The organism is Bacillus sp. FSL K6-0255 (genome assembly GCF_045040725.1).
Classification (GTDB): Bacteria; Bacillota; Bacilli; order Bacillales; family Bacillaceae; genus Bacillus; species Bacillus subtilis.
Map to the genome: position 1 here is coordinate 3,265,505 of NZ_CP150278.1, position 21,065 is coordinate 3,286,569.

Sequence of the window (21,065 nt, forward strand, 5' to 3'; positions counted from 1 at the left end):
AAGCACCAAAATAGAATATGTTTGATCATCCTACATCTTCCTCGCTCTTTTTCTCTTCCTTTCTTCCCTTAACCATATCATAAACAAACATTGTGGGATAAAAATGAAAAGAATATGTGAAATTATGAAAATTGCCTGCCGTATGTTAAAACTAGTTTATAATGACGTTGAAAGGATGTGAAGAGCCTTGTCATACACCATTTATCTAGTTGAAGATGAGGATAACCTGAATGAACTGCTGACGAAGTATTTAGAGAATGAGGGCTGGAACATTACATCTTTTACGAAAGGTGAAGACGCCAGAAAGAAAATGACACCGTCTCCCCACCTATGGATTCTCGATATCATGCTGCCGGATACCGACGGCTATACATTAATAAAAGAAATCAAGGCGAAAGATCCTGACGTGCCGGTCATTTTTATTTCCGCCCGAGATGCGGATATTGACAGAGTGCTTGGCTTAGAGCTTGGCAGCAATGACTACATTTCAAAGCCGTTTTTGCCGCGGGAGCTGATTATCCGTGTGCAAAAGCTGCTGCAGCTCGTATATAAGGAAGCTCCTCCTGTCCAAAAAAATGAAATTGCCGTCTCCTCGTATCGGGTCGCTGAAGACGCCCGCGAGGTCTATGACGAAAACGGGAATATCATCAATTTGACGTCAAAGGAATTTGATCTGCTGCTATTATTTATCCATCATAAAGGGCATCCATACTCTCGTGAGGATATCCTCCTAAAAGTGTGGGGACATGACTACTTCGGAACAGACCGGGTCGTTGATGATCTCGTCCGGAGACTGCGCAGAAAGATGCCTGAATTGAAGGTGGAGACGATTTACGGTTTCGGCTACAGGATGATGTCATCATGAAAAACAAGCCGCTCGCGTTTCAGATATGGGTTGTCATATCCGGCATCCTGTTAGCGATATCGATTTTACTGCTTGTGTTATTTTCAAACACGCTGCGAGATTTTTTCACTAATGAAACGTATACGACGATTGAAAATGAGCAGCATGTTCTGACAGAGTACCGCCTGCCAGGTTCGATTGAAAGGCGCTATTACAGCGAGGAAGCGACGGCGCCGACAACTGTCCGCTCCGTACAGCACGTGCTCCTTCCTGAAAATGAAGAGGCTTCTTCAGACAAGGATTTAAGCATTCTGTCATCTTCATTTATCCACAAGGTGTACAAGCTGGCTGATAAGCAGGAAGCTAAAAAGAAACGTTACAGCGCCGACGTCAATGGAGAGAAAGTGTTTTTTGTCATTAAAAAGGGACTTTCCGTCAATGGACAATCAGCGATGATGCTCTCTTACGCGCTTGATTCTTATCGGGACGATTTGGCCTATACCTTGTTCAAACAGCTTCTGTTTATTATAGCTGTCGTCATTTTATTAAGCTGGATTCCGGCTATTTGGCTTGCAAAGTATTTATCAAGGCCTCTTGTATCATTTGAAAAACACGTCAAACGGATTTCTGAACAGGATTGGGATGACCCAGTAAAAGTGGACCGGAAAGATGAAATCGGCAAATTGGGCCATACCATCGAAGAGATGCGCCAAAAGCTTGTGCAAAAGGATGAAACAGAAAGAACTCTATTGCAAAATATCTCTCATGATTTAAAAACGCCGGTCATGGTCATCAGAGGCTATACACAATCAATTAAAGACGGGATTTTTCCTAAAGGAGACCTTGAAAACACTGTAGATGTTATTGAATGCGAAGCTCTTAAGCTGGAGAAAAAAATAAAGGATTTATTATATTTAACGAAGCTGGATTATTTAGCGAAGCAAAAAGTGCAGCACGACATGTTCAGTATTGTGGAAGTGACAGAAGAAGTCATCGAACGATTGAAGTGGGCGCGGAAAGAACTATCGTGGGAAATTGATGTAGAAGAGGATATTTTGATGCCGGGCGATCCGGAGCAATGGAACAAACTCCTCGAAAACATTTTGGAAAATCAAATCCGCTATGCTGAGACAAAAATAGAAATCAGCATGAAACAAGATGATCGAAATATCGTGATCACCATTAAAAATGACGGTCCGCATATTGAAGATGAGATGCTCTCCAGCCTCTATGAGCCTTTTAATAAAGGGAAGAAAGGCGAATTCGGCATTGGTCTAAGCATCGTAAAACGAATTTTAACTCTTCATAAGGCATCTATCTCAATTGAAAATGACAAAACGGGTGTAACATACCGCATAGCAGTGCCAAAATAGACTGTAGATGTTTTGCAGTCTATTTTTTTATGTGAAAGAATAGCCGTTAAAATCTCTGTAATTTGTTTTGAGCGGCTGTTTGCATTGATGAACCCATTTTTTCTCTGACAAGGTCTGCTTCGGATATTTGACTTTCTCCACTTTGATTCCTCTGTTTCGCAAGCGGCTGATCATTTCGTCCAATTCTCTCATTCTAGATTCACCCTTTCGCTTGAGCTTTGACCATTCGGTCATCTCAATTTATAATATAAATAATACATGATAAAAAAACAAGTTACAATAAGGTTAATTTTATAACAGACGGTGTGACTACATGGTCATATCCTAGCAGGCCTCCGGGCTCCGAAAGGGTGGAACCATTGAAGGAAAAAGAAAAACTGATTATTGAAACAGCCTTAAAACTATTTGCCCAAAAAGGATACAACTCAACATCAGTCCAGGAAATCGCAAAAGAGTGCAAAATATCTAAAGGCGCTTTTTATATTTATTTTCCTTCGAAAGAAGCGCTTCTTCTCTCTATGCTGAACTACTATTATGATAAAACGTTTACCCGAATTTTAAATATTAAAACGAAGGGCGACAGCCCCAGAACGGCTTACCGTAAACAGCTGACCGTCCTCTATGAAAACATTCTTGAACACAAAGATTTTATCAGCATGCAGTTGAAGGAGGGTTCTCTGCCTTACACAGAAGAAGTGGAGCAATGCGCAAAAAAAATCCGCCAGTCCTCACTTCAATTTCATATCGACAGCCTGCTGAACATCTATGGAAAAAAAGCGGAACCGTACACTGCTGAGCTTTGTTTTTTAATAGAGGGCATCAGCCAGATTTACCTGGAATGCATGATTTTGCTCGGGTACACTGTGAAGCCGTCTCAATTAGCTGATATCATTATGAATCGAATTGATGATATGGTAAAAGGCATGTCTGAACGAAACGATAAGCCTTTCATCACATTGGAAGAGGCGAGCTCTTTATTCGGGCCTCTTACGCACGGACGGCCTGACCCGCTGACTGAATCGATTGTGAAAAGCCTACGTGACAAAATTAACAGCTTAAACACAAACTCCTCTCTTGAATTATCGGAGAGCTTGGACATACTTGAAGCAGAAATGAAGAAAAAAACACCGAAGCTGGCGATCATAAAAGGAATGATTCATAATCTGACGGAGTCTGAAGCTCTCGCCAAAGATGCGGAACAGCTTAAATATTTATTAAAACAGCAACATATTTAGAAGAACGGCTGCTTAAAAAGCAGCCGTTCTTTCTTACTATTACGCCTTTGGTTTTACCATGTCTTCCGGCTTAACCATTTCGTTAAATTGCTCCTCTGTCAGCAATTCAAGCTTCAAAGCTGCTTCTTTGAGCGTCAATCCCTCTTTATGTGCAAGCTTGGCGATTTTCGCCGCGTTTTCATAACCGATATGCGGGTTCAGCGCCGTAACAAGCATTAATGAATTTGACAGGTTTTCCTGAATGGTTTCTTTATTAGGCTCAATACCGACAGCACATTTATCATGGAATGAATTCATGCCGTCACTGAGCAGCTGCACAGATTGCAGGAAGTTGTAAATAATAACAGGCTTAAACACGTTCAGTTCAAAGTTTCCCTGACTCGCAGCAAAGCCGATTGTCGCATCGTTCCCCATGATTTGCGCTGCGATCATTGTTAACGCTTCGCTTTGTGTCGGGTTGACTTTACCAGGCATAATGGAGCTTCCCGGCTCATTTTCAGGAATGACGATCTCCCCGATGCCGCAGCGAGGTCCGCTTGCGAGCCATCTGACATCGTTCGCGATTTTCATTAAGTCAGCCGCAAGCGCTTTTAATGCGCCATGCGCATAAGTGATTTCGTCATGGCTTGTCAGCGCGTGAAATTTATTCGGTGAACTGCTAAACGTTTGGCCGGTCAGCTTAGTGATCTCTTCTGAGACAAGCTCTCCAAACTCTGGGTGGGCGTTGATACCCGTTCCGACAGCCGTTCCACCAATTGCAAGCGCACGCATTTTATCTGTCGCTTCCAAAATCATTTCCTTCGAACGGTCCAGCATGTGAACCCATCCGCTGATTTCCTGTCCGAGGGTCAGTGGCGTAGCATCCTGAAGATGCGTGCGTCCGATTTTGACAATATCATTGTATGCTTTTGCTTTTTCATCCAGTGTATTGCGAAGCTGATCAAGCGCCGGCACAAGCTGCTCGTAAACAGCCAAAACAGCGGCAACATGCATCGCCGTCGGGAATGTGTCGTTTGAGCTTTGGCTTCGGTTCACGTCATCATTTGGATGAATCGTTTGATCAGAGTTCTTCTCATTTAATAAAGCAGTCGCACGGTTGGCTACCACTTCGTTCATGTTCATATTGCTTTGTGTGCCGCTTCCGGTCTGCCATACGACAAGCGGGAAGTTGTCATCGTACTTGCCTTTGAGCACATCATCACAAACCGCTGCAATCGCTTCTGCTTTTTCAGCATCCAGATTGCCGAGGCGTTTATTAGCTAGAGCTGTGCTTCGTTTTAATATTGCAAACGCCTTCACAACACGCATCGGCATTTTTTCAGAACCGATCTTAAAGTTCTCCTTGCTTCGCTGTGTTTGGGCGCCCCAAAATTTATCAGCAGGAACTTTTACTTCTCCCATGGTGTCTCGTTCAATTCTGTATTCCATTTATGTATCCCTCCATAACGGTTGCTTCAATAGATCATAATTCGCCAATGACACAAAAAATCCTTTTTATTTTTCGATCTTGGCAGATTTTAATTTTAATTCAAGATATACGCGGGAATCCTTTGAATATTTGTATTTTGGATTCGTCTTTCCGTACTCCTTTGATGTATAAGAGACATCATAATGCTTTTCAAATGATCTAATGAGCTGTTCAATTTCTTCTTGTTTTCCAGCTAGCCTTACCTGTGCCACTTCGTATCCTCCGCTTTCATAAAAAAACTTACTCCATGAAATACTCTAACACAGTATATCATTTTTTTAACAGGAAAAGATAACCTCTACTAAGGTTTTGGATAAGAGGTGACCTCATTGGAACAAACAGAGTTTAAGGAATATATACACGATAATTTAGCATTGGTGCTGCCAAAATTAAAAGAAAACGATGATCTGGTGAAAAACAAAAAAATGCTTGCGAACGGACTGGTTTTTTACTATCTCTATTTCAGTGAAATGACTGATGAGAATAAGGTGTCAGAAGCCATTAAAACTTTGATTAAAGATGAGGAGACCTTAACGCTTGACCAGGTCAAAAAACGCCTTGACCAGCTTGACGCAAGACCTGTTGAAACTGCAAAAAAAACGATTGAATCGATTCTCAACGGCAATTGTGCTGTGTTTATCAACGGATTGGATAAAGCCTATATTCTGACCACAGGAAAGAAAAAAACAAGAAGCCTGACAGAGCCGACAACTGAAAAAGTGGTTCGCGGCCCAAAAGTAGCGTTTGTAGAGGATATTGATACAAATCTCGCTCTGATCAGACAAAGAACCTCTCATCCGAAATTGATCACCAAAAAAATCATGATCGGCGAAAACAAGCTGAAGCCTGCAGCCATTATGTACATTGAAGGCAAAGCAAAAAAGTCCGTCATAAAAGAAGTGAAGGCGCGGCTTAAAAATATCCAGCTGGAAGATATCCAGGACAGCGGAACGCTCGAGGAGCTCATTGAAGATAATAAATATTCACCATTTCCGCAGATTCAAAATACGGAAAGACCTGACAAAGTATCTTCAGCCCTGTTTAACGGCCGTGTGGCAATTTTGGTCGACAGTTCACCATTTGTGCTGCTGGTGCCGGTTTCTCTCGGCATCCTGATGCAATCCCCGGATGACTACTATGAACGCTGGATTTCAGCATCTCTTATCCGGTCGCTGCGCTTTGCTTCTATCTTTATCACCTTGTTTTTGTCATCGATTTATATAGCACTTGTTTCCTTCCATCAGGGGCTGCTGCCGACCGCACTCGCCGTCACGATTTCGGCGAACAGGGAAAACGTGCCGTTCCCTCCGATATTTGAAGCCCTGCTGATGGAAGTAACCATCGAGCTGCTAAGGGAAGCCGGACTGCGACTCCCCAATCCGCTCGGACAGACGATCGGCCTCGTTGGGGGCGTAGTCATCGGACAGGCTGCTGTAGAAGCGAATCTCGTCAGTTCGATTATGGTCATTGTCGTCAGTGTCATTGCCCTGGCATCCTTTACCGTTCCTCAATACGGAATGGGTCTGTCTTTCCGGGTGCTGCGTTTTATTTCGATGTTTTCCGCCGCTATTTTAGGGCTGTACGGCATTATTTTATTTATGCTTGTCGTTTATACGCACTTAACGAGACAAACGAGCTTTGGGTCTCCGTATTTTTCGCCAAACGGATTCTTTAGCCTGAAAAATACGGATGACTCCATTATCCGTCTCCCAATTAAAAACAAACCAAAAGAGGTGAATAATCCAAATGAGCCAAAAACAGACTCCACTGAAACTTAATACCTTTCAAGGTATTTCTATTGTTGCAAATACAATGCTTGGGGCCGGACTTTTAACATTGCCGCGAGCGCTGACCACTAAGGCTAATACGCCTGACGGCTGGATCACGCTGATATTAGAAGGTTTCATTTTTATTTTCTTCATTTATTTAAACACGCTCATTCAGAAAAAACATCAATACCCTTCACTCTTTGAATATTTGAAGGAAGGGCTTGGGAAATGGATCGGCAGCATCATCGGCCTTTTGATCTGCGGCTATTTCCTCGGCGTAGCCAGCTTCGAGACACGGGCAATGGCTGAAATGGTGAAGTTTTTCCTGCTGGAGAGAACCCCAATTCAAGTCATTATTTTAACGTTTATTTGCTGCGGCATTTATTTAATGGTTGGGGGCTTAAGCGATGTGTCGCGGCTGTTTCCCTTTTATTTAACGGTAACCATTATTATTTTGCTGATTGTGTTCGGGATCAGTTTTAAAATTTTTGATATCAATAATTTGCGTCCTGTTTTAGGCGAAGGCCTTGGACCCATTGCAAACTCCCTTACCGTCGTTTCCATCTCTTTTTTAGGAATGGAAGTGATGCTGTTTCTTCCTGAACATATGAAGAAAAAGAAATACACGTTCAGATATGCGTCTCTAGGATTTCTGATTCCGATTATCTTATATATCCTTACGTATATTATCGTTGTCGGAGCTTTGACCGCTCCCGAGGTGAAAACGCTGATTTGGCCGACTATTTCTCTCTTTCAGTCCTTTGAGCTTAAAGGCATATTTATTGAACGGTTTGAATCCTTTTTACTGGTGGTCTGGATTATCCAGTTTTTCACCACATTTGTCATTTACGGATACTTTGCCGCTAACGGGCTAAAGAAGACATTTGGATTATCGACTAAAACAAGCATGGTGATTATCGGCATAACGGTCTTTTATTTTTCTCTCTGGCCGGATGACGCCAATCAAGTCATGATGTATAGCGATTATCTTGGCTATATTTTTGTCTCCCTGTTTCTGCTTCCGTTCATTCTCTTTTTCATTGTAGCTCTCAAGAGGAGGATTACAACAAAATGAAAATCCGGATTTTATGTATGTTTATATGCACCCTATTGCTGTCCGGATGCTGGGACAGTGAGAATATCGAGGAATTAAGCTTAGTGATCGGAGTAGGGCTAGACAAGCCTGACGATGAAAATTTAGAGCTGACACAGCAAATTCTCGTGCCGAAAATAATCAGCGCCAAGGAGGGCTCTTCATCTGATCCGACACAGCTTTCTATCACAAAGGGTAAAACTGTCCATCAAATGATGAGAACCTCTGCATTAAAGCATAAGCCTACGTTTTCACAGCATTTGCGTCTCATTCTGCTTTCCAAAAGCGTGATTGCGGATCAAATTGGAATGGACGCCATTATTAACCAGTTTGTCAGAGACAACGGAACAAGGAGGAGTTCCTACGTCTTTATCACCAACGGCCGAACTAAGGATATATTTAACATGAATGATGAAGGCGAACCCGCATCCAACGTGATATATGATCTGACAGAGAATAATAAGGTGACGATCAGAACGATGGAGCCAGTTACATTGGGGGAGATCTCAGAACACTTAACCTCTGACGATTCATTCCTCATCCCTCATGTCGGTAAGGAAAACGGCAAGCTCGCGATAAACGGAGCCTCTATCATAAAAAATAAATTATGGCACCGGGACCTCACCCCGATTGAGGTTCAAAATATCAGCTTATTTTCAGGCACTGTCGAGGGAGGCGTCATTGACTTGAAGCGCGATGGCCATCTCTTTTCTTATGAAGTATATTCAAGCAATCGGAAGATCAAGACGGCATACAAGGACGGAAAGTTCAAATTCACCGTTACCCGCAATATTGAAGGTCGTCTATCTGAGGACTGGAATCCCAATGAAGACTCGTTTAAGGATTCATATATTAAAAGTATTGAAAAGACAGTCGAAAAACGAGTACACGAAACAGTAACGTCATTTATTACAGAGAAGCTGCAGAAAGAGATCAAAGCGGACGTAACCGGGCTGGGAAACGAGGTCAGAATTCATTATCCTCAAAAGTGGAAAAAGATTTCAAGAAAATGGGATGATGATTATTTCAGCAATGCGGAAATAGACTACCGGGTCAATGTGATTGTCAGAGACTTCGGAACGAAAGGCGCAAACAAATAGCAGCCGCCTAATTCACGAGATGATTTCGGTGTGCGTACACCGCCGCCTGCGTCCGGTCACTGACATCCAGCTTTGATAAAATATTCGTAATATGTGTTTTGACTGTTTTAATCGTAATAAACAGTTCCTCGCCTATTTCTTTGTTTGTCTTTCCTTCTGCGATCAGGCAGAGTATTTCGAGCTCCCGTTTTGTAAGCGATTCATGCGGGAGCGCGTTTTCACCTGAGTGGCGCAGCCTGGATAATACTTTTCCCGCCACTTTTGACTCCAGCTTCGGCTCTCCCTTGCTTGCGGCGCGGATGGCATCGGCGATTTCTGCCGCTTTTGAGGTTTTCAACAGATAGCTGAGCGCGCCAGCTTCAATAACCGGGTACACTTTGTCATCATCAATGAAGCTAGTGAGCACAATAATTTTCGGGTCGGAAAGCTCCCGGCAAATTTGCTTTGTAGCTTCAATGCCATCCATGCCCTCCATGACAAGGTCCATTAAAATGACATCAGGCGACAGTTCCACAGCAAGCCGAACACCTTCGCTGCCGTCCGATGCTTCGCCGATGACTTCAATATCGGGCTGCGCCTCCAAAAAAGCCGCGAGCCCCATTCTGACCATTTCATGATCATCAATCAATAATACTCGAATCACGTTCGTTCTCTCCTTTTTCTTCCGGAAAAATCGGGACCTTCACTTCGATTTGAGTGCCTTTTCCTTCTACTGAAATCACTTCGGCGACACCGCCGATTTCACTTGCACGTTCTTTCATAGAATTCAAGCCGTATGAGGAGGCTTTCACCTGGTCCATTTTAAAGCCTTTTCCATTATCAATCACCTTCAGACGGAGCTGGCTGTTCTTTATGCCCAGAATCACGGTTACTTTTGACGCTTTTGAATGTCTAAATACGTTTGAAAGGGCCTCCTGCACGATTCTGAACAAGTGGTCTTCAACACCCTTGGATATCGCTGTGTCCTGTATATCCCACTCAATATCAATCGGCTGCTTTTTTCGGAACTCGTCCAAAAGCTCCGTAAGGCCCTCCTTCAGCCCTTTTCCTTCAAGGGTAACAGGCCGTAAATGGAGCAGCAGCGCCCTCATCTCATTTTGGGCTTCGCCTGCCATATGCTCGACCATCCTGATCCGCTTGACTGTTTTGTCATCAGCATCCTTGACATGTTCCAGCACGGCTGATGTCATCATCGATATGGCAAAGAGCTGCTGGCTGACCGCATCATGAAGATCTCTGGCCAATCGCTGGCGTTCTTCTGAGATAACCGACTTCTTCATTTGAGCCTGCCATTCCGCACGTTCATTGGAAAGTTTCTGGAGGGATGCGACTTGAAGCTCCACGCGCTTCGCCATTTCGTTCAGCTGATCAGCAGCCAGGCCGATTTCATCATCACCGAGCGGCGGTATCCGATAAGCGAAATTGCCGTTTTCAAAGGTTAAAATGGATTCAATTAATGTATCAATCCTTGTCTTCAACCGGTTGCCGTACATATACCCTGAGGCGAAACCGACGGTCACGCTGATCAGAAGCAAAATCAGGATAAACGGAATTCCGAACCAGCTTGATGACAGCAAAACAAGCGGATCGAGCCGATAGTAAAACATCATAAAGGAAATCAGGCAAACAAAAAGGAGCAGGCTGATTCCCGTTGTCATGCGGATGGCGCGCCATTGGAGGCTGGCAAGCATTTTTTTTCTCATACGTACTTCACATCCACATCACCGATAAATAAGGAAACGGACACTTTTACCCGGCGCTTTGACTCGCTAAAATCAGTTGACGCGGCATATACCTTCGTGCTTAATCCGCTTTTCTTCGAGCCGATCAGATTAATGTCTCCTATAAAAACAGCCGAGCTGACAGCCACTTCAAGGTCCGATGGTACATAAATATCAACGTTACCAATGACTCCGCTAATGACGATTGTACTTTCTCCCTCGGGAATCATCGCTTTAGATAAATCGATTTTGATATCACCGATAAAACCAGAGACATTTAAATCATTCAGGTCAAACGGCTGCTTCATCATTTGCAGCTCACCGATAAAAAAGCTGCGCATGTCGGGATGTTTTACATCTTTTGGCGTCTCATGATGTTCTTTTTTATTGAGATTGACCTGTTTCTCATTCGGTTCAAATATCGGCTTCCCTTTGACAAGCCTGTAGCCGGCGTAAATTAGAAATGCGGCAAACGCATAGCCGAATAAATTAAAGGTGATGCTGAAGAGGTTTTTCAAAAATAGAAACGCGGCAAAGATATACATGACGGAGCCAAGCCAATCACGGGAATATTTTTTAAGGAAATAGCCGGCAATCAGAAAAAAGAGCGGCCAAAACAGCAGATCGCCTATTCCGATAATTTGCAAAAACATGCTGATGCCGAATAAAGCAATGATCAATCCGAGAAGCTGTTTTTTTGTCATTCCTGGTGTCCGCCTCCTTTCTTCTGCCTAGTGCTACCGTATCGCTAGATCCCCGCTGTCCGTTTTGATGTCGATTGGATGCTGGCCGCTTCCTTGCGTGCCTGTGATGTGATGCTGTTCTTTATGTGCTTTATCAGCAAATGAATACGGCGAACTGACGTCACCGCTTGCTGATAAAGCATTGACTGCAAAGCTGCCGTTTTGGGGAAGGCTTACATTAGCATCACCGCTTGTCAGCGTGACAGATACGGGGCCGGTTACCTTTTTCAATACAGCATTAAAATCTCCTGAAGTCATTTTCACATCAAGAGAGCCTGATACATGAACCAGATTTGCGTCCCCTGAAGCTAAATCAATGCCGGCTGTTTTGGAGATGGTATTTGAAATGGAAACATCCCCCGATGATGCCTTCACTTTCAGATCTTGAATGCGGACGTCCGTCACGCTCGCATTTCCGCTCGCAGATACTGTGTTCAGCCCGGAAAGCGCAAGATGGTCATTTCCGGCCACAGACACGTCCCCGCTTGAGGTTCGTACTGCCAGATCACCTTTATAATCATACGGAAGCCTGACGATAAGAGTTGAACGGTTAAACCCATTCAAAAATTGAAATTCTTTTTCCTTTACGGTCAGCTCCAGTTTTCTATTGTTTTCAGTAACAAATAACTTTCCTGAGTCTCCTGAAATGCCTGCCGATATGTCACTTCGTTCTTCCGCTATAATCCGGACATCCTTGCTATCCGACTCAATGACCATGCTGTCAATGTCCCGCGGCGATGCGCTGGCTGAATCGGCTTCTGTGCCATTTATGAAACCCAGGCCTGCAGCAAACACATCTTTTACGACGACGGCGAAAAAGACAAGAATACCGGCAGTAATCAACAGTTTGCCAAGCATTTTTTTCATTCGGTTTCATCCTTCTCATTCATTCTATTATAAAGGAAAAGTTTGCGAATTGATACGTGCGGAAGGGAAGGACTTGACCGCAAATCCTTCCCCGTTCCGCTTATTCATTTGCCGCTTGTGTCTGGTCTGATTTTTGCAGTGAAAGTGTCCGCATTTTTTCAATCTCTGCTTCTACATCGTCTGCGAATTCTTTACGTGTAAGTTCTGCGCCGGCTTCCGCTGACTTTGAATAATTCGCGCGGATTTCCATTTCTTCAATACGATTTTCAATACGCAAAAATTCACGATACGCGCTTTCACTGTCAATTTTGTCAAATGTCGTATTCATATGCTCTTTAGCTTTCGCCGCATTTGCCCGCGCAATCAGCGCCTGTTTTTTATCCTTTACGTCCTGAAGCTTTGTTTCAAGTGCAGCCAGCTGCTCTTTCAGATCAGCCAGCTGACTGTTTGCCTGTTCATAGGAAGCTTTATGCTCAGCCGCCTTCCCTTCTAAATACTTCATTTCAGTCAGCGCCTTTTTCGCCAGTTCTTCTTCACCTGCGTCAAATGCGAGCTGTGCCTGATTTTTCCGTTTGCCAGCCACTTCAGCGGCTTCTTCATATTTTTTCTTAAATTGATAGGCAATCGTGTCCTGTTTCACAATTGTTTGCTTTGCTTTTGCGATGTCGCTTTCCATATCGCGTACATATTGATTCAGCATCACCTTTGGATTCTCCATTTTATCAAGTCCTTCATGAACTGACGCAACAAACATATCTCTGATTCTTTTTAATACCATACCTAATTCCTCCTAATATATTGATATTATTTTTTCTTCAAAAATTCTTCCCATTCGTCATCAAAGTGAGATTGGTAGGCAGCAGAAGCCGGTTCAGGATCAAAAGATGATACACCGCTATCAGCTGATCCGTTTTTCATCAGCTTCCAGCCGTAATACACCATAGCGGCCGCCAATGCGATTCCGACGACAAACGGAAGTGAGCAGATGAGCATAATGGCCCCGATACCGCCCACGATGATTCCCGTGATGGTTTTTCCCGCGGCAAACCTTTTGATTCCTGCGTATGTCATCAAGCTCCCGATGGCGAGCGGGATGATAAAGCCGAAGCTTCCTCCTCCAAAAAAGACAGAGATCCCAAATACAATTAATAAGAATCCGCCTATTGTTTTCTTGTTTATCTTCATGCAGATCCTCCTTTCGTTTTCCTTGTCTTCATCTTATACAAGTTGGAAGATATGCAAAACGAATCAGAGATTGATTTTTATATAAGACCGGAGTCGTATCTCGCACCGGACCCATCGGCACAAAAAAACGCCATGCACGAGGCATGGCGTTTTAAAACCCTTTACAGATGAACACTTGCTTCCCTTTCTTTAATCAGGTCGGACCTTTCTGCTTTGGCCAGTTTTGTAAACAGCAAAATTCCGATACCCGCAATAATTTCGACAATCCCGCCGGCAGCAATCACTGTTCCTGAGCCGAAAGCATTAGCGGCATACCCGCAAATGACAGCTCCGGCAGGGATCGAAATATTGGAGATCATATGTATAACGGCGTAAACCTGCGGCTGATCCTCACTATCCACAGACGTCTGGATAATCGTGTACTCAGGAACATTAACAGCACTGACTGCGGCGCCAAAGGTAAAAGCAGCGAAAAAGACGAGCGGCAAAAAGGTATTCATCCCGGTAATAAAGAAAGCAAATCCTTCAATAATACCGGCAGTGACGAATAACAAGCCGTACCTGTTTACCTTGACTTTCGCCAGCACAAACCCTAATAAAAACGCGCCCGCGGCGGTGGTGGCCTTTAAAAGCGAGTATACGATCGGCTGGCCATTTAAATCTTCCGCAACGTATACGGCAGAGAGCGCTTCCCATGGGGCAGCCGCGAAATTCATAAAGATACAGTAAATGGCGAGCGGATATAAAATCTGGTGTTTTCTGACGAGCCTAAAGCCGCGTTTCAGTCTTCCGATATATGTGCCTCTCTGTGTAACAACCGCAGACTCTGATTGAGATTCAACCGCAGTGTACTTAATAAAAAGAACGAGAAAACCTGACACCAAATAGAGCACAAGTGCGATAAGCATGGTATAAGAAGGACTGATAAATGTAAGAAAAGCGCCGCATAATGTGACAGCCCCAAGCCGGACAATTTGAGCGGAGGATTGCAGCACAGCGTTTGCTTTTTGAATGCCCTGTTCATTGACGATTTGAGGAATCAAAGCGATAGAGGCGGGATTGTAGGCAGCTCCAGTAGCTGAATGCACAATCATAAGCGTCATGACAAACCACAGCGGAGAGAAGCCCGCAAAATGACATAGAGGGATAATCAAAACAATCGCCGCCCTTGTCAGATCTGAAAAGTACATCCAAAATTTCAGCGTGGTCTGTTTCATAAAAGGCCCCGTCACAGGCGCCAGAACGGCTTCCGGCAAAAACGTGACAGCAATCAATAAAGCAGTGCCGATCGCACCTTTGCCGTCATAAATTAAAAACCATAATATTGAATTAAATGCGAACATATCGCCGGATATCTTGACTATTCTTGAGAAAAACAGATAATTGAAATTTCTCTTCCAGATGCTATCACTTTCAATTAAATTCACCATCCATCAGAGCCCCCCACTGCCTATTTTTTACATCTATTTATTACAATATCTCATTTTTCCATTTTTCAGTCAATAATTCATAAGGTTCATTTTTTGTCGTAAAATGGGAAATTGACAGAGTGAAAAACAAAAAAAGCCGGCATGTATTTGAACACGCCGGCTTTCGTTTTCACTTTTTATGATTCACTGCTGTCTCGGTCCCGAAACACAATGGCACTTCTTTCATATTCTACATCGCCAATACCGTTTCTTGCATTCACAACCCGTGCGGCGGCAAAGAAATAATCGGACAGACGATTGAGATAACGCAGCACTGTTTCATGAATCCCCTCCGATTTCATCAGCGCCACCACTCTTCGTTCTGCCCGCCTTGTAATGGTGCGTGCGATATGGAGAAGCGAAGCACACTTTGATCCGCCTGGAAGAATAAATTTCTTCAGTTCCGGCGCTTCTGCTGTATAGGCATCAATGCGCGTTTCTAAAAAGGAAACAGATTCTTCCGTTAGTTTGTAGTCTTTTCTTTCTGTGACGATTGCCAGATCGCCTCCGCAGTCAAACAGCTCATGCTGGATGGTCAGCAGCTCGGCTGTCAGATCTTCAAAGCCGGGCTGCCCGGAAAGCTCTGCCAAAGCAAGCCCGATAAAGCTGTTAAGCTCGTCAATCGTGCCGTAGCTTTCGACGCGTAGGCTGTCCTTGTCCGTTCTGCCCCCGACTAAGCCCGTTTGTCCCTTATCGCCTGTTTTTGTGTATAGTTTCATACCCTGAATCTCCTTTACAGACTTATTCAAACAACTCAGCAGCCTCTTTTATACATTCAGCTGTCCCTTTCTTTATCAATTGATTCAGCCGCTGTTCTATGTTTTCGGATTGCTGAGTTTGAGTCGCGGCGATGAGAATATCACCTGTGCCTCCTCCGTCTCCCAGCACTTTCGTCCGTTCTGCTTCGGCAGCCATAAGAGCTTTGATGAAGAATTGATCTGCCGCATAGCCGTTTATCAAAATCCAAATCGAAAAGCCGGTCTGAACGCATATGAAAACGGATAACTCTCTGTCTTCATACGTTCGATACACGAAACGGTCAAGTCTTTCTGAAGAAGCCATCGCACACGTCTCCTGCAGTTGAAAACCGCTTTCTGAAAGACAGGCCGTAAGTCCTTCTATCGGATCTGGCTGATCTGGCAGCCGTTTATGGATCAGCGTCCTGCTCCACGAAAACCCTGCACCGATAGGCGTCGAGGACAATGTTCGAAGCGGGATTTCCGTTTGCAGAAGAATGTTATCACGCCCCGCTTGGAGCAATGCTTCAAATGGGATAGACTGCCGCTTCGCGCTATCTTTTTCAGGCTGAATCACAATCATCGGTTTAGGTGAGCTTTGATGTACCAAGGCGGTGACATCTGTATCGTACACCGCCTTTATGCTTTGTTCTGTGACAGCATATTCCGGTTTTTGCTTAGAACCAGCGGCACCGTTTTTCATAAACATGAGCTCATCACAGTACAGGCTTGCGGTGTTCAGATCATGAAAAACGCTGACAGCTGCCAATCCGCTTTCTCTCGTCAGGCATTTGATCATATCAAGCAGGTCTTTTTGATAAGCCAGATCGAGAAAATTAGTCGGCTCGTCCAAAAATAAAATACGCGGCTGCTGCGCCAAAGCTTGTGCCAAATACACCCGCTGCTGTTCCCCTCCGCTTAGTTCGCGAATCGGCCTTTGCGCAAAATTGGCCACTCCTGTTTGCTCCATTGCTTCCTGTACAATGGCTTCATCCTTTTCAGTCTGCTGTCTGAACAGTCCCGTTTGGAATGGATATCTGCCAAAGGCTACAGTTTCTTCGACGGTAAAGGTGAAGGCTTGATCCGTTTTTTGCGGCAGGACGGCCATGATTTGCGCCAGTTCCTTCGGTTTATAGTCCGCCAGCAGTTTTCCGGCCAGATAAACGCTGCCTTCCTTGGCCGGCAGCGTACCTGTCAGCAAGTGCAAAAGCGTGGTTTTTCCGCTTCCATTAGGGCCAAGAATTCCGAGAAATTCTCCCTTCTCCACGGTTAAGCTGATATTGTTAATTAGGCGGCTGTCGCCGTATCCTCCCGACAGCCCTTCTGCCTTCATCATAAGCTTCTCCCCCCGCGGTGCTGCCGAATTAAAATAAGAGCGAACACAGGCGCTCCCGCCAAGGACGTAATGATCCCGATCGGCAGTTCAATCGGCTCAATGATGGTTCTGGAAAGCAGGTCGGCTAAAACGAGAAATCCTGCCCCGAGCAAGGCGGACAGCGGCAGTAAATGCCGATGGTCCGTTCCCCACAAAAGCCTTGTGATATGCGGAATCACAAGGCCGACAAAGCCAATCGTACCCGATACTGCCACAGCGCTTCCCGTCAAAAGAGATCCGGCTATTAGAATCAGCATCTTCCTCTGCTGAACGCTGACTCCAAGAAGCTTTGCTTTATCTTCTCCATATGTCATCACGTTCAGTTCCCTTCCGTTTATAATCAATAAAATGGTTCCCAAAAGAAAAAACGGGAGAAACAAAATAACATAGCTCCAGCCCCTCATTGAGACGCTGCCAAGCAGCCAATGCACAATCGGAAGCAGGTTGTCTCCTGTCAAGGCGATGATAAGAGAAATAAATGCGCCCAAAAAAGAGTTGGTGATGACACCGGTCAAAATGAGGGTGGAAACAGACATCGAAGCATGAACGAGGCGGCTGAAGAAAAGGACTGCCGCCATCGTGGCAAGTGCCGCGGCTACACTCACAACCGGGAGTGTAAACTCTCCGATGACAGGAAGGTGCAGACCTAAGAACAGAGTCACAACAGCTCCGACTGAAGCACCGGATGACACACCTAGCGTATAGGGATCAGCAAGTGGATTTTTCAACAATCCTTGAAAAGCGGCCCCTGCAATAGAAAGAGCCGCCCCCACAAGGGCGGCCAGCACAACTCTCGGCAGTCTGATATTCATCATAATATTAGTGTACATCGGATCATCAGAACCGATAGAGCCGCCGAAACCTTGATGCCAAAAGACACGAAAAACAGCGGGAATAGGAATATGCAGGCTGCCGCAAGAAATTCCTAAGATGATGCTCACGGCTAAAAATGAGAAACCAATGATATATGCGGCATAACGATTATTCCTTAAACGTATCCGGGTAAATGCTTTCCGCAAGTTCTTCGACCCCTTCGATCAGACGGGGACCGGAACGTGTCACAAGATCAGGGTCCACATCATATACACGATGATGTTTCACAGCATTGATTTCGCTCCAGCCATCGCGTTTTTCCACAGCTTTCGCTTTCACACCGTCCGTTGTAACAATTGCATCAGGATTGAGTTTTACGATCGCCTCGTCTGTCATTTGCACCCATCCTGTCTGATCCGCAGCTGCGTTTTTAGCATGGATGACATTCAGCATTTCATTCATAAACGTATCTTTTCCGGTTGTATAAATGTCAGGATCAGGAGAAACCTCGATAAATACGCTTTTCTCCTCGTCTTTTGAAATGGTTTTCGCTTTTTCTTGAATATCCTTTAGATCTGATTTCATGCTTTTCACTAGCTGATCGGCTTTTTTCTCCGCCCCGCCAGCTTCTCCGATCATTTCGATTGATTTGTACACCTCGGAGAATGATTGTGCATCATTGACAGTCAGCACTGTAATGCCCGCGTCCTTCAGCTGTTTGATGGCATCTGCTGATGCTGACATGGAAGACTCATGGGCCAGAACGAGATCTGGTTTTAGAGAAATGACTTTTTCAACGTTTACATTCATATCTCCGACTTTCTCAACCTTTTTGACTTCCTTTGGATAGGTATCGTTTGTGGTGACACCGACCACTTTGTCACCAAGGCCGAGTGCGTATGTAATTTCTGTGTTGCTCGGCATTAATGAAACAATCTTTTTTGGCTCTTTTTTGATGGTTACATCTTGATTTGACGCATCATCAATGGTGACAGGAAACGCTTCTGTTTTTGGTTTTGCCTTTGAATCCTTCTGATCCGCAGGATTGCCGCAGCCTGCCAGCATAACAACAGCCAACAGGAGCGCAGTCCATATCCCGGCTCGTTTTTTCATAATCTTTTCCTCCTAAACGAACTAAAAAAGCATCTCTACGACGGTAAAGATGCTGTAAACAACACAAAAAAGCCTATTGTTTACACATCATCTGTCCTCGCAGAATTCGTGCTGATCAAACAGGCAGGTATCCTGGCTCTTGGCGCTTGGCCAATTACAGTGGCGGGACCGCACCGGCTTTTACCGGTTTCCCTTTTAAGCCGACTGTTGTTAACGGACCGGCACCTATTTGACATTCGTATCCTTTTTTCGGAGTAATTATACTATATGACTGACAGGCTTGTATATGTGTCCTGAATGACTTTTCCCCATATTGTGTATGGGAGCAAAATCCTCGTAAACACTAAATTTGATCTTGTATACTTAATACCATCATCAATCAAAAGGAATGATTCTTATGGATTTACAGCTAAAAGACAAACTCGTCTTAATCACCGGCTCGACGTCCGGTATCGGGAAAGCCGCCGCAAAAAGCTTTCTGCAAGAGGGTGCGGCAGTCATTGTCAACGGACGCAAACAGGAGACTGTCGATCGCACCATTGAAGAGCTTTCTGGCTATGGAACAGTGCACGGTGCTGCTGCCGATTTGTCAAAAACAGATGAAGCAGCGGCTTTTATCGAAAAAGTAAATGAAATCGGTGATATCGATATCCTTGTCAACAACCTTGGTTTCTTCGAGGTAAAAGACTTCGCCGATGTGACAGATGAAGAGTGGAATCAATATTTCGAAGTGAACGTGATGAGCGCCGTTCGGACAAGCCGTCACTTCCTTCCAAAAATGCTTGCCAAAAACAGCGGCCGCATTTTAAATATTGCAAGTGAAGCAGGCGTCAAACCGCTGCCAACGATGATTCCATACTCAATGACAAAAACGGCGCTGATCAGCCTTTCAAGAGGAATGGCTGAAATGACAAAAGGCACAAATGTGACGGTCAACTCAGTGCTCCCGGGACCTACTTGGACAGAGGGCGTGGCATCCTATATGGAAGGCGCCGCACAAGCAGCCGGCCAGGATACAGATACATTTATCAAAGACTATTTCAAGGTCAATGAGCCAACCTCACTTATTCAGCGTTACGCGACAGCAGAAGAAGTCGCTAACACAATCGTATTCCTCGCGTCTGACGCCGCATCCGCCATTAACGGCACGGCACAGCGTGTGGAAGGCGGCATTATCCGTTCTCTGTAGTATAAAAAAACGCATCCGTGTTTCGGATGCGTTTTTTTATACGTCTCCAGCAAATGGTACCGGCTGATATCCGCCTGTTTCCAGTTGTGCTGAAAACAACCCTCCAGCGTGAGGCTGCTCGTATCTCTCTTTTTCTGTCATTTGTTCTGTTGCCGTTGTAATGTAAAGGGTTTTTAAGTCTCTGCCGCCGAACGCGCAGCACGTGACATATTTAGCCGGCACGCTGATTGAATTGATTTCTTTTTTCTGAAACGGGTCAATGTGAACAACGCGGCTGCCGCCAAACAGCGCCACCCACAGCATGCCATTTTGGTCAATTGTCATGCCGTCCGGCAATCCGTCTGACTGATCAAAACGATAGACAGGTTCTGGATTCGAAACATCTCCGCTTTGAGGATCATAGCTGTAACGCACAATCTCCTGCGTCGGCGTGTCGATGTAATACATCAAATTCCGCTCGCGGTCCCAATCCAAACCGTTTGAGGTGGAGACTTGATCCTTGATTTTGACAAGACTGCCGTCTAGATTCAAACGGTACAGCGACGCCTGTTTTTGCTCGCCTTCCATGCTCGTCGTCCCCGCCCAAAGCCTTCCGTAAGGGTCACATTTAGCATCATTAAATCTCAGGCTCTCATGCATGTCCTTCGGCTGTTTAATTTTTTCCAAGCTGTCATCCCGAAGATGATACAGGTAAAACCCGTCCTTCATCGTCATAATCAGTTCATCCTTTGAATATTTCGCAAGCGCCGTCACAAAGGATTTGAATTTGATTGATCGGTTGATTTTTTCTTCAGGGTCAAAGATGTGAAGCTCGCTTCCCAGGATATCAACCCAATATAAGCGGCCGTTTTCTTCATCCCATAACGGGCCTTCTCCAATCACTGCCCGAGTGTCTGCTTCCAATACTGCATCCATGTGTTACACCTCTTTAGCTTCAGTCTATATATTGTTATTCCCGGCAAAGAGGTGTC

General features: G+C 44.7%; 22 protein-coding genes and 1 riboswitch. Of the genes, 7 read left to right on the top strand and 15 right to left on the bottom strand.

What is annotated here, in order from left to right:
- The first annotated feature begins 187 nt into the window (after positions 1 to 187).
- On the top strand, positions 188 to 865 hold the full coding sequence (gene cssR, locus MHB62_RS17095; protein WP_003228529.1) for a secretion stress-responsive two-component system response regulator CssR: 678 nt from the start codon (positions 188 to 190) through the stop codon (positions 863 to 865).
- Positions 862 to 2,217, top strand: a complete 1,356-nt coding sequence (gene cssS / locus MHB62_RS17100; RefSeq protein ID WP_003228527.1) for a secretion stress-responsive two-component system sensor histidine kinase CssS — start codon at positions 862 to 864, stop codon at positions 2,215 to 2,217. The genes cssR and cssS overlap by 4 nt, the downstream gene beginning before the upstream one ends.
- 27 nt (positions 2,218 to 2,244) lie before the next feature.
- Here the strand turns inward: cssS and spxO are convergent, their stop codons facing one another.
- On the bottom strand, positions 2,245 to 2,409 hold the full coding sequence (gene spxO, locus MHB62_RS17105; RefSeq protein WP_003221681.1) for an anti-adapter protein SpxO: 165 nt from the start codon (positions 2,407 to 2,409) through the stop codon (positions 2,245 to 2,247).
- 167 nt (positions 2,410 to 2,576) lie between these two features.
- Between spxO and MHB62_RS17110 the strand changes: the two genes are divergently transcribed.
- Positions 2,577 to 3,452 (top strand): TetR/AcrR family transcriptional regulator, encoded by an 876-nt coding sequence (locus MHB62_RS17110; RefSeq protein ID WP_003243192.1) that lies wholly within the window; start codon positions 2,577 to 2,579, stop codon positions 3,450 to 3,452.
- 39 nt (positions 3,453 to 3,491) lie between these two features.
- Here the strand turns inward: MHB62_RS17110 and fumC are convergent, their stop codons facing one another.
- Both fumC and MHB62_RS17120 read right to left on the bottom strand, forming a co-directional pair.
- The gene (fumC, locus tag MHB62_RS17115; RefSeq protein ID WP_019712953.1) at positions 3,492 to 4,880 is read right to left on the bottom strand and encodes a class II fumarate hydratase; all 1,389 of its coding nucleotides are present in this window, start codon (positions 4,878 to 4,880) and stop codon (positions 3,492 to 3,494) included.
- A 66-nt stretch (positions 4,881 to 4,946) separates the two neighbouring features.
- Positions 4,947 to 5,132, bottom strand: coding sequence for a YvzF family protein (locus MHB62_RS17120; protein WP_003228521.1), 186 nt, complete (start codon positions 5,130 to 5,132; stop codon positions 4,947 to 4,949).
- Positions 5,133 to 5,249: 117 nt separating this feature from the next.
- On the opposite strand from MHB62_RS17120, the gene gerAA reads away from it, so the two are divergent.
- From gerAA to gerAC, 3 genes are read left to right on the top strand one after another with little or no spacing between them, the layout of a single operon-like run.
- A complete protein-coding gene (gerAA, locus tag MHB62_RS17125) occupies positions 5,250 to 6,698 on the top strand; it encodes a spore germination receptor protein GerAA (RefSeq protein ID WP_003243555.1) in 1,449 nt (482 codons plus the stop codon).
- Positions 6,667 to 7,764: a spore germination receptor protein GerAB gene (gene gerAB, locus MHB62_RS17130; RefSeq protein WP_009968145.1), complete on the top strand. Its 1,098-nt coding sequence runs from the start codon at positions 6,667 to 6,669 to the stop codon at positions 7,762 to 7,764. The genes gerAA and gerAB overlap by 32 nt, the downstream gene beginning before the upstream one ends.
- Positions 7,761 to 8,882 carry a spore germination receptor protein GerAC gene (gene gerAC, locus MHB62_RS17135; protein ID WP_003243203.1) on the top strand — a complete coding sequence of 374 codons (1,122 nt, stop codon included), beginning with the start codon at positions 7,761 to 7,763 and terminating at the stop codon, positions 8,880 to 8,882. Before gerAB ends, gerAC begins: the two co-directional genes overlap by 4 nt.
- A gap of 7 nt (positions 8,883 to 8,889) precedes the next feature.
- Here gerAC and liaR read toward each other — a convergent pair whose 3' ends face one another.
- From liaR to MHB62_RS17190, 11 genes are all read right to left on the bottom strand, one after another.
- Positions 8,890 to 9,525: a two-component system response regulator LiaR gene (gene liaR / locus MHB62_RS17140; protein ID WP_003243201.1), complete on the bottom strand. Its 636-nt coding sequence runs from the start codon at positions 9,523 to 9,525 to the stop codon at positions 8,890 to 8,892.
- Positions 9,503 to 10,585 carry a two-component system sensor histidine kinase LiaS gene (gene liaS / locus MHB62_RS17145; RefSeq protein WP_003244464.1) on the bottom strand — a complete coding sequence of 361 codons (1,083 nt, stop codon included), beginning with the start codon at positions 10,583 to 10,585 and terminating at the stop codon, positions 9,503 to 9,505. The genes liaR and liaS overlap by 23 nt, the downstream gene beginning before the upstream one ends.
- Positions 10,582 to 11,307, bottom strand: a complete 726-nt coding sequence (liaF, locus tag MHB62_RS17150) for a LiaRS two-component regulatory system accessory protein LiaF (protein WP_015714682.1) — start codon at positions 11,305 to 11,307, stop codon at positions 10,582 to 10,584. The genes liaS and liaF overlap by 4 nt, the downstream gene beginning before the upstream one ends.
- Before the next feature lie 33 nt (positions 11,308 to 11,340).
- Positions 11,341 to 12,213 (bottom strand): DUF4097 domain-containing protein, encoded by an 873-nt coding sequence (locus MHB62_RS17155; RefSeq protein WP_015714683.1) that lies wholly within the window; start codon positions 12,211 to 12,213, stop codon positions 11,341 to 11,343.
- A 100-nt stretch (positions 12,214 to 12,313) separates the two neighbouring features.
- Entirely contained in the window at positions 12,314 to 12,991 is a 678-nt protein-coding gene (liaH, locus tag MHB62_RS17160) for a stress responsive protein LiaH (protein WP_032722497.1), read from the bottom strand.
- Between the two features lie 26 nt (positions 12,992 to 13,017).
- A complete protein-coding gene (gene liaI, locus MHB62_RS17165) occupies positions 13,018 to 13,398 on the bottom strand; it encodes a cell envelope stress-induced membrane anchor protein LiaI (RefSeq protein ID WP_003228504.1) in 381 nt (126 codons plus the stop codon).
- Positions 13,399 to 13,559: 161 nt separating this feature from the next.
- Positions 13,560 to 14,828 (bottom strand): MFS transporter, encoded by a 1,269-nt coding sequence (locus tag MHB62_RS17170; protein ID WP_003228502.1) that lies wholly within the window; start codon positions 14,826 to 14,828, stop codon positions 13,560 to 13,562.
- A 176-nt stretch (positions 14,829 to 15,004) separates the two neighbouring features.
- Positions 15,005 to 15,586 (bottom strand): cob(I)yrinic acid a,c-diamide adenosyltransferase, encoded by a 582-nt coding sequence (locus MHB62_RS17175; RefSeq protein ID WP_015714686.1) that lies wholly within the window; start codon positions 15,584 to 15,586, stop codon positions 15,005 to 15,007.
- Positions 15,587 to 15,608: 22 nt separating this feature from the next.
- Positions 15,609 to 16,937 (bottom strand): ATP-binding cassette domain-containing protein, encoded by a 1,329-nt coding sequence (locus MHB62_RS17180; protein ID WP_080287642.1) that lies wholly within the window; start codon positions 16,935 to 16,937, stop codon positions 15,609 to 15,611.
- Complete coding sequence (locus tag MHB62_RS17185) at positions 16,937 to 17,998, bottom strand: iron ABC transporter permease (RefSeq protein WP_015714688.1); 1,062 nt, start codon at positions 17,996 to 17,998, stop codon at positions 16,937 to 16,939. Before MHB62_RS17185 ends, MHB62_RS17180 begins: the two co-directional genes overlap by 1 nt.
- Positions 17,961 to 18,905 carry an ABC transporter substrate-binding protein gene (locus tag MHB62_RS17190; RefSeq protein WP_015714689.1) on the bottom strand — a complete coding sequence of 315 codons (945 nt, stop codon included), beginning with the start codon at positions 18,903 to 18,905 and terminating at the stop codon, positions 17,961 to 17,963. Before MHB62_RS17190 ends, MHB62_RS17185 begins: the two co-directional genes overlap by 38 nt.
- 104 nt (positions 18,906 to 19,009) lie before the next feature.
- A riboswitch (cobalamin riboswitch) is annotated at positions 19,010 to 19,149 on the bottom strand.
- Positions 19,150 to 19,302: 153 nt separating this feature from the next.
- Here MHB62_RS17190 and MHB62_RS17195 point away from each other — a divergent pair.
- A complete protein-coding gene (locus MHB62_RS17195) occupies positions 19,303 to 20,094 on the top strand; it encodes an SDR family NAD(P)-dependent oxidoreductase (protein WP_015384617.1) in 792 nt (263 codons plus the stop codon).
- A gap of 36 nt (positions 20,095 to 20,130) precedes the next feature.
- On the opposite strand, the gene MHB62_RS17200 is transcribed toward MHB62_RS17195, so the two are convergent.
- Positions 20,131 to 21,009, bottom strand: coding sequence for an SMP-30/gluconolactonase/LRE family protein (locus MHB62_RS17200; protein WP_003228493.1), 879 nt, complete (start codon positions 21,007 to 21,009; stop codon positions 20,131 to 20,133).
- Positions 21,010 to 21,065 lie beyond the last annotated feature (56 nt).

Coding starts and splice junctions, on each gene's coding strand:
- liaI (WP_003228504.1), bottom strand. CDS start 13,398: ATGAAGATAAACAAGAAAACAATAGGCGGATTCTTATTAATTGTATTT.
- liaS (WP_003244464.1), bottom strand. CDS start 10,585: ATGAGAAAAAAAATGCTTGCCAGCCTCCAATGGCGCGCCATCCGCATG.
- MHB62_RS17180 (WP_080287642.1), bottom strand. CDS start 16,937: ATGAAGGCAGAAGGGCTGTCGGGAGGATACGGCGACAGCCGCCTAATT.
- MHB62_RS17175 (WP_015714686.1), bottom strand. CDS start 15,586: ATGAAACTATACACAAAAACAGGCGATAAGGGACAAACGGGCTTAGTC.
- MHB62_RS17200 (WP_003228493.1), bottom strand. CDS start 21,009: ATGGATGCAGTATTGGAAGCAGACACTCGGGCAGTGATTGGAGAAGGC.
- gerAC (WP_003243203.1), top strand. CDS start 7,761: ATGAAAATCCGGATTTTATGTATGTTTATATGCACCCTATTGCTGTCC.
- MHB62_RS17170 (WP_003228502.1), bottom strand. CDS start 14,828: ATGGTGAATTTAATTGAAAGTGATAGCATCTGGAAGAGAAATTTCAAT.
- gerAB (WP_009968145.1), top strand. CDS start 6,667: ATGAGCCAAAAACAGACTCCACTGAAACTTAATACCTTTCAAGGTATT.
- fumC (WP_019712953.1), bottom strand. CDS start 4,880: ATGGAATACAGAATTGAACGAGACACCATGGGAGAAGTAAAAGTTCCT.
- cssS (WP_003228527.1), top strand. CDS start 862: ATGAAAAACAAGCCGCTCGCGTTTCAGATATGGGTTGTCATATCCGGC.
- liaF (WP_015714682.1), bottom strand. CDS start 11,307: ATGACAAAAAAACAGCTTCTCGGATTGATCATTGCTTTATTCGGCATC.
- liaH (WP_032722497.1), bottom strand. CDS start 12,991: ATGGTATTAAAAAGAATCAGAGATATGTTTGTTGCGTCAGTTCATGAA.
- spxO (WP_003221681.1), bottom strand. CDS start 2,409: ATGAGAGAATTGGACGAAATGATCAGCCGCTTGCGAAACAGAGGAATC.
- MHB62_RS17155 (WP_015714683.1), bottom strand. CDS start 12,213: ATGAAAAAAATGCTTGGCAAACTGTTGATTACTGCCGGTATTCTTGTC.
- MHB62_RS17190 (WP_015714689.1), bottom strand. CDS start 18,905: ATGAAAAAACGAGCCGGGATATGGACTGCGCTCCTGTTGGCTGTTGTT.
- MHB62_RS17195 (WP_015384617.1), top strand. CDS start 19,303: ATGGATTTACAGCTAAAAGACAAACTCGTCTTAATCACCGGCTCGACG.